We start from the raw sequence: 15,197 nt of genomic DNA, 5'->3' as shown, positions 1-15,197 counted from the left end.
AGCCTTAATTCATGCGTTTCGACAAGCTACACCAAAAAAAGCACCCCCAGCAACAAACGACAGGGGGTGTAACCGTGTTTTATAACTTTTGAGCCTTATTCAACGGGGGTGTCTTCACAAGCACCCCATTCTGCCCAAGAACCGTCATAAACCGCGGCATCATTATTCCCCAGTAAATAAGCTGCAAACGCAAGGACAGCCGCCGTCACGCCGGAACCACAACTGGCAACCATGGGTTTACGCGGATCAACGCCTGCTGCGTTAAAAATCTCGCGCATGTCATCAGCAGATTTAAACACACCACCATTTTCAGTATCAATCAGGCTATCCCAAGGCACATTCAACGAATTGGGGATACGGCCGACCTTGATGACGGGCCAAGGTTCTTCACCTTCACCGCGATAACGCACCGCAGCACGGGCATCAACCACCTGTTCGCGGCGTTCTTCGATATTTTTCAGCATCTGCCCTTTATCACGAAGGATAAAATGGTTGATACGTGCCGTCAGATGACGTTCCTGAGGTTTTGCTGCCGGACCGTCTTCGGTCGGACGACCTTCCGCAAGCCATTTTCCAAAACCACCATCCAAGACGGCAACATCATCATGGCCAAACAGCCGGAATGTCCACCATACGCGTGCCGCAGCACAGCCGCCGTTACGCGTATCATAAATGACAATCCGACACCCGTCACCAAGACCAAGCTTGCGCATACGGGCAGAAAACTTTTCCGCGCTAGGCACCATATGGGGCAGGGGATTTTTTTCATCCGCTATTTCATCAACATCAAAGAACTGCGCCCCCGGAATATGGGCCTCATGATAGGCATCAATCGCCTTTTTACCTTCGACGGGTAAAAAATAAGTAGCATCTACAATATGCACGTCCGGTGCATTGAGATGTTCTGCCAGCCATTCTGTGGAAACCAGTGCCTGCGGATTTTTAAAGCTCATAATGTGCCCCCTGTATTCTCTTTTTAATTCTGGAATAATAAGGGCACATTAAGGACACTTTTGACAAGATCAAACCTGATATTTTTTACATCCAGTCCGGAACAGGCAGATTATGTTCACGTAAAAAGGTCGGGTTAAACAGTTTACTGAGGTAGCGCGTGCCGCTATCACACAAGACTGTCACAATGGTTTTGCCATGTCCAAGTTCGCGGGCAAGGCGAATAGCCCCCGCAACGTTGACACCAGACGATCCGCCCACACACAAACCTTCATTTTTCAGCAATTCAAACGCGACCTGAACCGCTTCCATATCCTTGATCTGATAAGCATGATCAATAATCACATCTTCAAGGTTCGCGGTGATACGACCTTGACCGATGCCTTCAGTGATGGACGACCCTTCGGCTTTCAATTCGCCATGCTTATAATAGTTATACAGCGCAGCGCCCATCGGGTCGGCAATAGCAATTTGCACATCTTTGTTATGTGCCTTCAACCCCATAGAGACACCCGCGAGCGTTCCGCCTGTCCCAACGGCGCAGACAAACCCGTCCACCTTACCATCGGTCTGGTCCCAGATTTCCTGCGCGGTGGTAGCGATATGGCCTTGGCGGTTGGCCACATTATCAAACTGGTTCGCCCAGATCGCGCCATTTTCTTCTGTCTCAGCCAGTTCTTCTGCCAAACGTCGGGAATAGTGAACGTAGTTGTTCGGGTCTTTGTAAGGAACAGCAGGAACCAGACGCAGGTCTGCACCACACAGGCGCAACATATCTTTCTTTTCCTGACTTTGCGTTTCCGGCATGACGATGACACTACGGTAGCCCAACGCGCGGCCCACCAACGCAATTCCGATTCCGGTGTTGCCCGCGGTGCCTTCCACGATTACCCCACCGGGCTTCAACAAGCCCTTAGCTTCGGCATCTTTAATAATGGCAAGTGCCGCACGGTCCTTGATGGACCCGCCCGGATTCAAAAATTCGGCTTTCGCCAAAATTTCACATCCGGTTTCTTCAGATGCTTTTTTAAGTTTGATCAGAGGGGTGTTGCCGATGGTGCCGACAAATCCGTCACGAATATCCATTAGTTTGTCTCTTCTTTTAAAACCTATTTGGTGAGAAAATAGGCATCTCTTTAGAAGAGTTCAACATTTAAACTAATATTAATGTGTTTTAATTTTAACAACACCATTTTTCGCGTATATTATCGATGTGGATTTTTAACCACTGCAAAGCGATCATAGAGGTGGAATTATGGATTTGTCCATTCTCCAATCTTGCGAACGCTTCGGCACTACTGACCTTGATGACGGAAATGTGCTCGCCTTCCTCTTCCAGCCCACCAGTTTCAAAAGCTTCATCCGCATCGACCTCTACGCAGTACAAATGCATGGTCTCGGTTGACCCACCGGGGCTGACCAGATAATCGGCAATAAAGTCGATCCGCTTTGCCGTGCACCCCGTTTCCTCAAGGGTTTCTCGTCGTGCAACTTCTTCAGGCGTCTGTCCCGCCTCAATAATTCCTGCCGGGACTTCTAGCAACCAAGGGCAATATCCCGCCGCATAGGCACCGGGGCGAAACTGTTCAATTAAGACCACGACATCTTTCACCGGGTCATAAGGCAACATGCCTGAGGCATGTCCCCGTTCAAAGATTTCGCGGGCAATCGGTTTTGTCCATGCGCCTTCGGGGGTTTTATGGCGTACGGTATATTTTTCTACACTGAAATAGCCTTTAAATGGCACTTCCTTATCAATTAGCTCCACATCATCTTTTTGAAAGTCCACGTGATCCGCATTCGATTTTGCCATTTATCTATTCCAGATTTCTTTCGCCAATGCCTTAATCTCGTTGGCGGCAGCGCTGCGTTTTTCCGCTTCAACCACGCCCAAACCATCGATCATACTCGCGGCAAACGCCACTCGATTACCCAGCGTTGAACTCAGCATCGGGCGTTCATCCTCTTCCAACATCCCCTTGATTTTATCCAGCAGCTTGCCCCGTGGCGGAATGCGGTTCAATAACACGATCGCTTCAGTTTTTTCTTTCTTCGCCTGTTTAAACGTCGGCGCGGTCGCCCAGACATCCATCGGGCTCGGCTGTACCGGGATCACCAGCAAATCTGCATATCGGATAGCAATATTGGCCTCCGTTTCCGCATGGGGCGGGGCATCAACCAAAATTATATCGAAATCTTGCTTTAAGCGATCCAGTTCGTTCTTAAGGCGCCATCCACCAACGCTGGAAAGAACAATACGATTGTTTTCCCCCAAGGTACGCTTACGTTCGGCAAACCACGAGGTCAGACTGGCTTGAGGGTCGATATCCACCAAAGCCACATTCTTTTTCTGCGACGCGTATGTTGTCGCCAATTGCGCCACAACGGTTGTTTTACCGGCCCCGCCTTTTTGTTGTGCAATGGTTAAAATCTTGGCTGACATGCGCGTCTCCTGATCCTTTAAGTGATAAAACACACGCAATTGTTACTGTATCACAAGGCAATAGCAAGGAAATGCTGCACCGCAAGATCAAAATCTTGAATATTCCAGCCCCGAAAGGGGGATTTGGGTTGTTTTCCCGCTGATAACATCGGCGATAACCTGTGCCGACCCGCAAGACATGGTCCAGCCTAATGTCCCGTGTCCCGTATTCAGGTACAAGGAGTCGAGGGGGCTTTTGCCTATAATAGGCACACTATCCGGCGTTTTGGGGCGTAAACCAGCCCAAAACTCCACATCATCCGGCTCCCCACAAGCGGGGAAAAGCTCCAGAGTTTTGCGTAGAATAAACCGACTACGCACCTCATCCACCTCGGTACTATACCCGCCCAACTCGGCAGTGCCTGCAACACGCAGCCGATCCCCCAAACGACTAAAGACCAATTTAAACTCATCGTCCGTCAAACTAACGCTCGGGGCTCTTTCCGGGTGGGATAAGGGCAGGGTGATGGAATATCCTTTTGCTGGATAAATCGGCAGCTTGATCCCATAGGGGCGTAAAAAGGGCGCACTAAAGCTCCCCATACACATGACATAGGCATCACCCGACAACACACCTTTATCCGTCTGCACGCCCGTGACCTTGCCATTTTCCACGATCAGCGAGTCAATCGTATGATTGGTGGCAAACTCCACACCTTGCTGACGGCAGTAGGCCCCAAGCTGCTGGGTAAACCGGTGTGCATCCCCGCTTTCATCCTCATCTGAAAAAATGCCGCCTTGCAGATCATCTTTTACACCGGATAAAGCCTGTTCTTTCTCTACACATTCTTGTGGCGTCAGGACTTTTCGGTCCAAACCATGGCGGCGCATGGTTTCCGCCGCTTCTATAGCGAGGTCAAATTCCTTGGGATTTCGATAAAAATGCAAGATACCTTCTTCACGGCAATCATAGTCCAAGGCGATCTCTTTACGAACGTCCTTTAGGCAATTTCGGCTGTGTAAGGCCACCCGCAATGTACGTTCGGTATTTACCTCGGTTCGCTTTGCTGTGCAGTTTCGCAAAAATTGCAGCCCCCAGGACCATAAAGCCGGGTCGGCCCGCAAGAAATGGAAAAGCAGCGGCGCTTCTTTCTGTCCCAACCACTTAAGCGCTTTCAACGGGGTTGCCGGACTTGCCCATGGGTCAGCATGTGCCGCAGCAATCTGCCCGCCATTTGCATAACTGGTCTCCATGCCCGGTTCATTCTGACGATCGACGATGACCACTTCATGTCCGGCCTTTTGCAGATAAAAGGCCGTCGTCACACCGACAACGCCTGCACCGAGGACCAATACTCTCACGACAACGCTCACTTTCTTGTTATAGTGCTGTGGTATTTAAAAGCTGAGAGAGGGAAAGGCAAGGATGGCACAGGCGAATTCCGTAAAAAACTGTCTTCTAAGCGTCGAGCAAATGTATGAAGCTGATCGCCGGACCATAGCCTCGGGCACCACCGGCCTTGCGCTAATGGAGGCCGCAGGCAGTGCGATCACCCGCGAAATCCTAAAAAAATGGTCCCCTCGCAAAACTGTCATTCTCTGTGGGCCGGGCAATAATGGCGGTGATGGTTTTGTGGTTGCGCGCATGCTCCATCAAAAAGGATGGAACGTCCGTGTCCTGTTATTAGGGACGCGCGACAAGCTCACAGGTGACGCCAGCACAAACGCCGAACGCTGGCCTTTTGACGTACAGCCCCTTTGCCCACAAAACCTGACCAACGCTCAATTGATCGTCGATGCCATCTTTGGCGCAGGACTGGCCCGTGATATAGACGGCATTGTCGCAGAAACCCTTTGCGCCGCCAGAAATTTAGATGTGCCTATCGTCGCCGTAGACACCCCAAGCGGTATTGACGGCAACACGGGGGAGATTCGCGGCACCGCAATACCCGCCGATCTAACCGTTACGTTTGCCCGACCTAAAACAGGCCACCTTTTACTCCCCGCGCGCCAATATTGTGGCGACCTGATCGTCGCAGATATCGGAATTCGCGACGAAACCCTCACAGAAATCGCTCCGAACGCCTTCAAGAACGATCCCGCACATCTTTTCCCATGGCCCAAACAAGATACCCATAAATTTATGCGCGGGCATGGCGTCATCATTGGTGGAAAAAAAATGACGGGCGCGACCAGATTAGCTGCCACTTGCGCCCGACGCATAGGCTTAGGGTTAGTAACGATCTCGGCTCATGCCACGGCTTACATGATCTATCGCCAAGCAGAACCGGGAAATATTGTCAGCGACAGCTCCCTGTCAGACCATTTGGCTGACCCACGTAAAAACGTCTTCCTCGTTGGCCCCGGTCTCGGCCTGGGGGAGAAACAGGCTGACATCGTGCAAGCGCTGTTAAACAGCGACAAAAAACTTGTTCTCGACGCCGACGCACTGACACTTATGGCGGATTCGGGAACGGTGCCAAGACCTTATGAGACATTACTCACGCCGCATGAGGGGGAATTCTCGCGCCTGTTCCCAACTTTGAAAGGCAGTAAACTGCACCGAGCGAGGCAAGCCGCGATCCAAACCGGATATGTGGTTCTTTTGAAAGGGCCTGACACGGTCATTGCTTCGCCTTGTGGCAAAGCCGTCATTAACACCACCGGTACTGCCTGGCTTGCAACGGCAGGCAGCGGTGATTCTCTGGCAGGATTTTGCCTCGGCCTCATGGGGCAGGGGTTAAGTGCATTTGATGCCGGATGCCTGGCTGCATGGCTGCATGGAAAATGTGCGAAAACCTTCGGGCCGGGCTTAATTTCTGAAGATATTGCCAACGTTTTGCCTCAAGTTATTCAATCTTTGCAAAAATAACGACAATTCGGTGTTGACTTGGCAGTCGGAATGTATAGAGTGTGCCGCCATATCGGGTTTCAAGCGTTCGGCGCTATGAAATTCAGTTTTTTGGTACCTGCGGGTGTGGTGAAATTGGTAGACACGCCAGATTTAGGTTCTGGTGCTTCACGGCGTGGGGGTTCAAGTCCCTCCACCCGCACCAAAAGACTGATTAAGCAGCCAGCTGTTAATCCATAAAGCGAATTCGTATTACTCATCTACATAGAGATTTTCAGACATGCAGGTTACTGAAACCAAGGCCGAAGGCCTGACACGTGAATATAATGTCGTTGTTGCAGCCGCAGACATCGAAGAAAAAGTGACAACTCGCCTCGCCGAGATTTCCAAAACAATCAAAATTCCGGGGTTCCGCCCTGGTAAAGTACCGGCGAAAGTTCTGCGTCAAAAGTACGGTCAGTCCGTAATGGGCGAAGTTTTGGAAGGTGCGGTTAACGAATCTTCTTCCAAAACAATTGCAGACAACGAATTGCGTCCGGTTGCGCAGCCGAAAATCGAAATTACAAAATTCGAAGAAGGCGCTGACCTTGAATACACCATGTCTGTAGAGCTCTTCCCTGAGTTCGACATGATGGACTTCAAGAAAATCTCCCTTGAGCGTCTGGTTGTACCTGTCAAAGACGAAGAGATTGACGAAACACTGCAACGCATTGCTGATGCAAACAAAGATTCTGAAGCAGTTAAGTCTAAAGCCAAGAAAATCGCTAAAGGCAACATCGCGGTTATCGACTTTGTCGGTAGCGTCGACGGTGAAGAATTCCCAGGCGGTAAAGGCGAAGATTACCCGCTGGAAATCGGCTCCAACACATTCATTCCGGGCTTTGAAGATCAGCTGGTCGGTTTAAAAGTTGATGACGAAAAAGACGTTGAAGTCAAATTCCCTGAGGAATATGGCGCTGAAAACCTTGCAGGCAAAGACGCTGTCTTCAAATGTAAGGTTAAAGAAATCCGCAACGTTGTTCCTGCTGAGATCAACGACGATCTTGCCAAAAAAGTTGGCATGGACTCTTTGGATGCATTGAAAGATGCGATTCGTGAAGAGCGCAGCAAAGAATTTGATCAAATGACACGCCAGCACGTCAAAAAGCATCTGCTGGACGCTTTGGACGACGGTCACGCTTTCGATCTGCCGGAAAGCCTTGTTGAAGGTGAAGTTGAGCAAATCTGGGCGCAGTTTGAAGAAACTCGTAAAAACAACCCTGAACAAATCGACGAATCTGACAAAGACAAGTCTGATGAAGAGTTGAAAGCTGAGTACAAAGAGATTGCTGAACGTCGCGTTCGCCTTGGTCTGGTACTGGCAGAAGTTGGTCGTGTAAACGAAATCCAACTGAACCAAGACGACCTCAACGGTGCGATCATGAACGAAGCACGTCGTTACCCGGGTCAAGAGCAGGCTGTTTTCGAATATTTCAAAAACAACCCGCAAGCTATCGAACAACTGCGCGCCCCGCTGTTTGAAGAAAAAGTTGTCGACTTTATCCTCGAACTGGCTGCTGTGACAGACAAAGAAGTTTCTGCTGACGACCTTCTTGGCGCACTCAACGCCGAAGAAGAAGCAGAAGAGAAACCTGCTAAAAAAGCTGCTGCGAAGAAAAAAGCACCAGCGAAAAAGAAAGCCGACGACAAAGCTGAAGGCGACGAGTAAGCTTTTTGTCACTTTTCTGATGTTCCCCCTTGCGGGAATTGAAAAGGCTTCGTAATTTAAAACCCACCTTACAGCCTGTAGGGTGGGTTTTTTAATGCAGCTGATCGTGCAAATCAATTTTAAGGAACGAATTTATAATGACTGATCCGTATAGCGTAATGAGCAGCCTTGTCCCCATGGTCGTAGAAACGACAAACCGCGGGGAACGCGCCTATGACATCTATTCCCGTCTGTTGAAAGAACGAATCATCTTTGTGACAGGGCAGGTTGAAGACCACATGGCGAGCCTCATCTGCGCTCAGCTGCTCTTCCTTGAGTCTGAAAACCCGGACAAAGATATCGCGATGTATATCAACTCCCCTGGTGGCGTTGTGACCTCTGGCCTGTCCATCTATGACACCATGCAGTATATTCGCCCAGACGTCTCTACAGTTTGCTTGGGGCAAGCCTGCTCCATGGGATCCTTGCTGTTAGCTGCTGGGGCGGCTGGCAAGCGTTACGCGCTCCCGAACTCCCGTATCATGGTTCACCAGCCTTCAGGCGGCGCACAAGGGCAGGCAACAGACATCCAGATCCAGGCCCAAGAGATTCTATCTTTGAAAAAACGCCTCAACGAAATTTACGTTCACCATACAGGCCAAAAGTTCGACGACATCGAAGCGGCGCTGGAACGCGATCGCTTTATGCAACCGTCTGAAGCTCTCGAATTTGGCTTGATCGATCAGGTCGTCAATTCCCGCCCTAAAAATGAAGATAAAGACTCTTCGGAGTAAATCTTCCACAAACGCCCGCTGAAATAGCGGGCGTTTTATTCTCTCGACCCATCCAATTCTGTCTTCTGATCGTAATAAAGTGGCCCATAAGGGAATTTTAGGCATTGTAGTCAGGCCTAAAGTCGGGCTAATCTACGATTAGAGGAAAAAATACAGGCTTCCAACAGCCAACCAATACGGAGAAACCATGACTAAGTCTTCCGGTGACGACACAAAAAATACTCTCTATTGCTCCTTCTGTGGCAAAAGCCAGCATGAAGTCCGCAAATTGATCGCCGGGCCTACCGTCTTCATTTGCGACGAATGCGTCGAATTGTGCATGGATATTATCCGAGAGGAAAATAAATCCGGCCTTTCCAAATCAGAAGAAGGCGTTCCTTCCCCGCAAGAGATTTTTGATGTCCTCGATGATTATGTAATCGGTCAGGCTTACGCCAAGCGCGTCCTGTCGGTTGCCGTTCATAACCATTACAAACGCTTGAACCACCTTGGTAAAACCGGCGAAATTGAACTGGCAAAATCAAACATCCTTCTCGTCGGTCCAACAGGGTGCGGTAAAACGCTTCTGGCCCAGACGCTTGCGCGTATCCTTGATGTCCCCTTCACCATGGCAGATGCCACAACATTGACCGAAGCCGGTTACGTGGGGGAAGATGTTGAGAACATTATCCTGAAACTTCTGCAAGCCGCCGACTACAACGTAGAACGCGCGCAACGCGGCATCGTCTATATTGACGAAGTGGATAAAATCTCCCGCAAAAGCGACAACCCTTCTATTACCCGTGATGTCTCTGGGGAAGGTGTTCAGCAGGCACTGTTGAAGATCATGGAGGGCACAGTTGCTTCCGTTCCGCCACAAGGGGGACGTAAACACCCCCAGCAGGAATTTTTGCAGGTTGATACCACAAACATCCTGTTTATCTGCGGTGGTGCGTTCGCCGGGATCGATAAAATCATTTCCAAACGTGGACGCGATACATCTATCGGTTTTGGTGCCGAAGTACGTAGCGAAGATGAACGTGGGGTAGGGCAAATCCTGCACAGTATGGAGCCGGAAGACCTGCTCAAATTTGGGTTAATCCCTGAATTCGTTGGTCGTCTCCCCGTCCTCGCAACGCTGGAAGATCTGGATAGCGAAGCCTTGGTTCGCATTTTGACAGAACCTAAAAACGCCCTGGTCAAACAGTATCAACGCCTGTTTGAAATGGAAGATGCTGACCTGACCTTCACGGAAGGTGCGCTGGAGTCCATCGCCGCCAAAGCGATTGAACGTAAAACCGGTGCCCGTGGCCTGCGCTCCATTATGGAAGGTATTTTACTTGATACCATGTTCGAACTTCCGGGGCAGGACAATGTAGAAGAAGTTGTCGTCAACACGGAAGCCGTGAATGGCGACGCTAAACCTCTTTTGATTTACGCTGATAAACCAAAAGAAGCGGATGGAAGTGCTTAATCGCCTCCTTTTTCGCAAAAAAGCATTTTTTTTAGCTCCCTTGAAGTTTTCTTCTTGGGAGCTAAATTCTTTCTAGTCTAGTATAGACCTAGCAAGTGACCGCCGAATATGCGGGGTCACACAATAGAACAGACAGTTTAATAAAAGGGTCTTATGTTCGAAAATGAAAATGACGGTACTTATCCCGTCCTGCCGCTTCGTGATATTGTTGTCTTTCCGCACATGATCGTGCCGCTATTCGTCGGGCGTGAAAAGTCTGTACGTGCGCTTGAAGACGTCATGAAGGAAGATAAGCAAATTCTTCTTGTTGCGCAGAAAAATGCAACAGACGATGATCCCAATGCCGAAGACATCTACGACGTAGGGACTGTCTCTACTGTGCTGCAACTTCTCAAACTGCCAGACGGCACCGTAAAAGTGTTGGTTGAAGGTGGTCGTCGCGCGCGCATTGATGAATACACAAAAACAGATGATTTCTTTCAAGCTCGCGTCACAGAGATTTCTGAGGATGAGGGCTCAAACGAAGAGATCGAAGCCTTGAGCCGTTCTGTCGTCACTCAGTTTGAACAATACGTCAACCTGAATAAGAAAGTGCCGCCGGAAGTCATGGTTTCCATTAACCAGATCGAAGATTCCGGTAAGCTTGCCGACACGGTTGCCTCCCACCTTGCTTTGAAGATTTCTGAAAAGCAGGAACTGCTGGAAATGCCCGCGATTACCGATCGTCTGGAACGCGTGTTCTCCTTTATGGAAACAGAAATTGGCGTCCTTCAGGTCGAGAAGAAAATCCGTAACCGCGTTAAGCGTCAGATGGAAAAGTCTCAGCGCGAGTACTATCTGAACGAACAACTCAAAGCCATTCAAAATGAATTGGGCGAGGGCGAAGACGGCAAGGATGAAAGCTCCGAACTAGAAGAGAAAATCAAGAAAACCAAGCTTTCAAAAGAAGCCCGCGAAAAAGCAAACGCTGAACTGAAAAAGCTCAAATCTATGAGCCCCATGTCAGCCGAAGCAACGGTCGTGCGTAACTATCTTGATTGGATGCTCACCGTTCCTTGGAAAAAACGTTCCAAAATTAAAAATGACTTACAACGCGCAGAAGAAATTCTGAACGAAGATCACTATGGTCTGGAAAAAGTCAAAGAACGTATCCTCGAATATTTGGCGGTTCAGCAACGCACCAAAAAAATGAAAGGCCCGATCTTGTGTTTGGTCGGCCCTCCCGGTGTTGGTAAAACCTCTCTCGGTAAATCCATCGCCCGTGCCACAGGACGGAAGTATGTTCGTATGGCCTTAGGTGGGGTACGTGATGAATCTGAAATTCGCGGTCACCGCAGAACTTATATCGGCTCCATGCCGGGTAAGATCATTCAAGGGATGAAGAAAGCCAAGGCCTCTAACCCGTTTTTCCTTCTCGATGAGATTGAGAAAATGGGTAATGATTTCCGTGGCGATCCCGCTTCTGCTTTGCTGGAGGTTCTTGATCCGGAACAGAACGATAAATTCCAGGATCACTATATGGAAGTGGACTACGACCTGTCCGATGTTATGTTTGTCACAACGGCAAACTCATTGAACATGCCGCAGCCTCTGCTAGACCGTATGGAAATCCTGCGCCTGTCTGGTTATACGGAAGACGAAAAGGTTGAAATCGCAAACCGTCACCTCATTTCAAAGCAAATGAAGGCGGCTGGTTTAAAAAAGGATGAGTGGTCAATCTCTGAAACCGCGATCCGTGATCTCATCCGTTACTACACCCGTGAAGCCGGTGTGCGAAACCTGGAACGAGAAATCGCCATGCTGTGCCGTAAGGCCACACGCGATATTCTGCTGAACAAATGCGACAAGGTCGCGGTCACAACCCGCAACCTCGAAAAATATGCAGGCGTTAAAAAGTTCCGTTACGGTGAAGTTGAAGAAGACGATCTGGTTGGGATCACAACCGGTCTTGCGTGGACAGAAGTCGGTGGGGATATTCTTTCCATCGAAGCCATTGCCTTGGCAGGCAAGGGAGGTATCAAATACACAGGTAAACTGGGTGATGTGATGCAAGAGTCCATTCAGGCTGCCAAAACTTACATCCAGTCTCGCTCTGTTAACTTTGGCATTGAACCGCCTCTGTTCCAGAAAAAGGACATTCACGTTCACGTCCCGGAAGGGGCGACCCCTAAAGACGGCCCAAGTGCGGGTGTTGCCATGGCAACCTCCATTGTGTCCGCTTTGACGGGCGTTCCGGTTCGGAAAGACGTTGCGATGACCGGGGAAATTACTCTGCGTGGACGCGTTCTGCCCATTGGTGGATTGAAGGAAAAACTGCTTGCGGCTCATCGCTCGGGGATCAAACTTGTCTTAATTCCGAAAGATAACGAAAAAGACCTGAAAGAAATCCCTGACAATGTGAAACGCGGTCTTGAGATTGTTCCCGTACAATGGGTGGACGAAGTTCTCGAGAAAGCCCTCGCAACTCCGCTGGTTCCCATCGAATGGGATGCAGAGAAAGAAGAACAGGCCGCAATTGCGGCAAAAGCAAATGACGAAGAATCGAATGGTGTCGTAACTCACTAACCAAACGAACAGAATCACGAAAAACGCCACTCTTTTAAAGGGTGGCGTTTCTTGTTTTTAGCCCTTGAATTCGCTTGCTGCGTTCTTTTCTGTGAAATTTATGACCAGACGGCAATTTCAACCGCTAGATAATCAAAAAAAGTGCAAAAAACTGCGAAAAACTGCGCATCTTCAATTGACGCGCTCCCTATGCGTCAGTAAACTTTGCCAGTCTTCGACAATTGGTTGGCAACAATCAAGAGTCTTCGCTTATTTTAAATAATAACCAACTTTTATAGGGGGCCCAGGTGAACAAGAACGATCTTGTGGCTGCAGTTGCTTCTAGCACAGGTCTTTCCAAGGCTGACGCTTCTAAAGCAGTTGACGGCGTTTTCGGCGCAATCACTGATGCACTTAAATCTGGTGACGAGGTACGCCTCGTCGGTTTCGGTACTTTCTCTGTTGCACAACGTGCAGCTTCTGAAGGCCGCAACCCACGTACCGGCGAAAAAATTCAAATTCCGGCTTCTAAACAGCCGAAATTTAAAGCTGGTAAAGGCCTAAAGGACGCTGTGAACTAAGCATTTATTTAGTTCTGGAATCCTGTGGAACCGGTTGCCGAAAGGGAACCGGTTTTACTTTTTTAGGGCCTCCAAAAAAAAGTTATTTTTTCTGTAAAATAACTGTTGCAATTGCCAAAAATCAGATTATAAACAGGCTCACTTCTTGAGGGCGTCTAGCTCAGTTGGTTAGAGCACCTCGTTTACACCGAGGGGGTCGGGAGTTCGAATCTCTCGACGCCCACCATCTCTCCAGATGGCAAGAAGTAGATAGATGGGACGGGCGTCTAGCTCAGTTGGTTAGAGCACCTCGTTTACACCGAGGGGGTCGGGAGTTCGAATCTCTCGACGCCCACCATCCCGAAAAAAGCCGCTTTAAGCGGCTTTTTTGTTGCCCCTATTTCAACCTCCAAAAGGACTCGGTTTTAACCCTGAGTATCGTTTTGATGATCCCGAGCATTTTTGGGATACTTTTCATTCATTCTCCCAAAAATAAAACTCCCCTCGGCTTAAGAAACGACACCGGCATCAATATTAGATTTACATCAAGTATGCGTAATATCATAGCCTTTCAAACAGGTTAGGGGAATTGAACCGTCATAAATCAACTGGTCAGACCAAAAACCAAGCATTTCCATTTACTTGACAGGCCTAAGCCTGTGATCTAAAACCCACTCACTACCTTGCGGGGGTGTAGCTCAGTTGGTTAGAGCGTCGGCCTGTCACGCCGAAGGCCGCGGGTTCGAGTCCCGTCACTCTCGCCATTTTAAGCCGGTTTGTTCCTGCCTGCAGAAGAGGCAGTGCAACTAAGATACATATAGCCATATATGTATTTATGAACGAAGGGGAGTTCGCCTGTAAAAAACAGTTGTTGCATCACTTATAACCGGAATACTCTTTATTCTTTTTTTGTTTTGTTAAAAGCCTTTCTTCCGGCACCTTGAGCTGAACCTTTCAATATTTTTGGTTTTGGTTTAAAAAGGGTACCGGATCATGGCATTAAAGGAACGCTACTATGGAAGCACTCCTGCAAGAATATCTACCGATCCTCATCTTTCTCGGCATTGCTGTGGCAATTGCTGCGATTGCGATTGGTGCCTCCTATATCGTCGTGCGTCAGCGCCCCGATACAGAAAAAAACACCGCATTTGAATGTGGTTTCGCCGCTTTCGAAGACGCACGTACGCGCTTTGACGTTCGTTTTTACCTTGTGGCAATTCTCTTCATCATCTTTGACCTTGAAGTCGCCTTCCTCTTCCCGTGGGCAATCTCACTGGGCAACGTTGGCCTGTTTGGCTTTTGGTCTATGATGGTGTTCCTTGGTGTTCTCACCATCGGTTTCGTTTACGAATGGAAGAAAGGAGCTCTGGAATGGGAGTAGATTCCAAGCCCGGCTCTCAATCACTTGCGCCTGTGCCCAGCGGTACAGATCAAGATGCTCTGCTGAAAGCAGTAACCGACGAAATCCAAGATCGTGGTTTCGTCGTTGCGCAATTGGATAAGGTCGTTAACTGGGCCCGTACCGGCTCACTCTGGCCATTGACGTTTGGTCTGGCCTGTTGTGCGGTAGAGATGATGCATGCCTATATGGCACGTTACGATCTTGACCGCTTCGGTATTGTGCCTCGTCCAAGCCCGCGTCAATCAGACGTTATTATCGTTGCTGGTACGCTGACCAACAAAATGGCACCGGCTTTTCGTCGTGTTTACGACCAAATGGCGGAACCGCGCTATGTGATCTCCATGGGATCCTGTGCGAACGGTGGTGGGTACTACCACTATTCCTATTCTGTTGTTCGGGGCTGTGATCGCGTTGTTCCCGTTGACATTTATGTACCGGGCTGTCCTCCAACCGCAGAAGCTTTGCTGTACGGTATTCTTCAATTACAGAAGAAAATTCGCCGTACCGGCACGCTGTTCCGTTAAGGAGTGACT

General features: G+C 49.2%; 13 protein-coding genes and 4 tRNA genes. 12 read left to right on the top strand and 5 right to left on the bottom strand.

The features are described 5' to 3' along the window. Positions 1–95: 95 nt before the first annotated feature. The 5 genes from sseA to Q397_RS0115055 all read right to left on the bottom strand — a co-directional run bounded on the left by sseA (position 96) and on the right by Q397_RS0115055 (position 4,735). Complete coding sequence (sseA, locus tag Q397_RS0115075) at positions 96–953, bottom strand: 3-mercaptopyruvate sulfurtransferase (protein ID WP_028880134.1); 858 nt, start codon at positions 951–953, stop codon at positions 96–98. 85 nt (positions 954–1,038) lie between these two features. Continuing rightward, positions 1,039–2,037, bottom strand: coding sequence for a cysteine synthase A (locus tag Q397_RS0115070; RefSeq protein WP_028880133.1), 999 nt, complete (start codon positions 2,035–2,037; stop codon positions 1,039–1,041). A gap of 94 nt (positions 2,038–2,131) precedes the next feature. Further along, on the bottom strand, positions 2,132–2,764 hold the full coding sequence (locus Q397_RS0115065; RefSeq protein ID WP_028880132.1) for an NUDIX domain-containing protein: 633 nt from the start codon (positions 2,762–2,764) through the stop codon (positions 2,132–2,134). Next, complete coding sequence (parA, locus tag Q397_RS0115060) at positions 2,765–3,394, bottom strand: ParA family partition ATPase (RefSeq protein WP_028880131.1); 630 nt, start codon at positions 3,392–3,394, stop codon at positions 2,765–2,767. A gap of 87 nt (positions 3,395–3,481) precedes the next feature. Continuing rightward, on the bottom strand, positions 3,482–4,735 hold the full coding sequence (locus tag Q397_RS0115055; protein WP_028880130.1) for a D-amino acid dehydrogenase: 1,254 nt from the start codon (positions 4,733–4,735) through the stop codon (positions 3,482–3,484). A 64-nt stretch (positions 4,736–4,799) separates the two neighbouring features. Here Q397_RS0115055 and Q397_RS0115050 point away from each other — a divergent pair, with 64 nt between their 5' ends. The 12 genes from Q397_RS0115050 to Q397_RS0114995 all read left to right on the top strand — a co-directional run bounded on the left by Q397_RS0115050 (position 4,800) and on the right by Q397_RS0114995 (position 15,188). Further along, the gene (locus Q397_RS0115050; RefSeq protein ID WP_028880129.1) at positions 4,800–6,245 is read left to right on the top strand and encodes an NAD(P)H-hydrate dehydratase; all 1,446 of its coding nucleotides are present in this window, start codon (positions 4,800–4,802) and stop codon (positions 6,243–6,245) included. 99 nt (positions 6,246–6,344) lie between these two features. Continuing rightward, a tRNA-Leu gene (locus Q397_RS0115045) sits at positions 6,345–6,429 on the top strand. A 75-nt stretch (positions 6,430–6,504) separates the two neighbouring features. Next, a complete protein-coding gene (gene tig / locus Q397_RS0115040) occupies positions 6,505–7,932 on the top strand; it encodes a trigger factor (protein WP_028880128.1) in 1,428 nt (475 codons plus the stop codon). A 137-nt stretch (positions 7,933–8,069) separates the two neighbouring features. Further along, positions 8,070–8,705, top strand: a complete 636-nt coding sequence (gene clpP / locus Q397_RS0115035) for an ATP-dependent Clp endopeptidase proteolytic subunit ClpP (protein WP_028880127.1) — start codon at positions 8,070–8,072, stop codon at positions 8,703–8,705. Between the two features lie 187 nt (positions 8,706–8,892). Further along, positions 8,893–10,158: an ATP-dependent Clp protease ATP-binding subunit ClpX gene (gene clpX / locus Q397_RS0115030; RefSeq protein WP_028880126.1), complete on the top strand. Its 1,266-nt coding sequence runs from the start codon at positions 8,893–8,895 to the stop codon at positions 10,156–10,158. A 153-nt stretch (positions 10,159–10,311) separates the two neighbouring features. Further along, the gene (gene lon / locus Q397_RS0115025) at positions 10,312–12,723 is read left to right on the top strand and encodes an endopeptidase La (RefSeq protein WP_028880125.1); all 2,412 of its coding nucleotides are present in this window, start codon (positions 10,312–10,314) and stop codon (positions 12,721–12,723) included. A gap of 287 nt (positions 12,724–13,010) precedes the next feature. Next, positions 13,011–13,283: an HU family DNA-binding protein gene (locus Q397_RS0115020; RefSeq protein ID WP_028880124.1), complete on the top strand. Its 273-nt coding sequence runs from the start codon at positions 13,011–13,013 to the stop codon at positions 13,281–13,283. Positions 13,284–13,432: 149 nt separating this feature from the next. After that, positions 13,433–13,509: transfer RNA gene (locus Q397_RS0115015), tRNA-Val, on the top strand. 34 nt (positions 13,510–13,543) lie between these two features. Further along, positions 13,544–13,620 (top strand) — tRNA-Val (locus Q397_RS0115010). A 329-nt stretch (positions 13,621–13,949) separates the two neighbouring features. Beyond that, a tRNA-Asp gene (locus Q397_RS0115005) sits at positions 13,950–14,026 on the top strand. 251 nt (positions 14,027–14,277) lie between these two features. After that, complete coding sequence (locus Q397_RS0115000; RefSeq protein WP_028880123.1) at positions 14,278–14,643, top strand: NADH-quinone oxidoreductase subunit A; 366 nt, start codon at positions 14,278–14,280, stop codon at positions 14,641–14,643. After that, positions 14,634–15,188, top strand: a complete 555-nt coding sequence (locus Q397_RS0114995) for a NuoB/complex I 20 kDa subunit family protein (RefSeq protein WP_028880122.1) — start codon at positions 14,634–14,636, stop codon at positions 15,186–15,188. Before Q397_RS0115000 ends, Q397_RS0114995 begins: the two co-directional genes overlap by 10 nt. Positions 15,189–15,197 lie beyond the last annotated feature (9 nt).

Origin of the sequence: Terasakiella pusilla DSM 6293 (assembly GCF_000688235.1) — a bacterium.
Lineage (GTDB): Bacteria > Pseudomonadota > Alphaproteobacteria > Rhodospirillales > Terasakiellaceae > Terasakiella > Terasakiella pusilla.
This window is presented reverse-complemented; position numbering and strand designations above follow the sequence as displayed.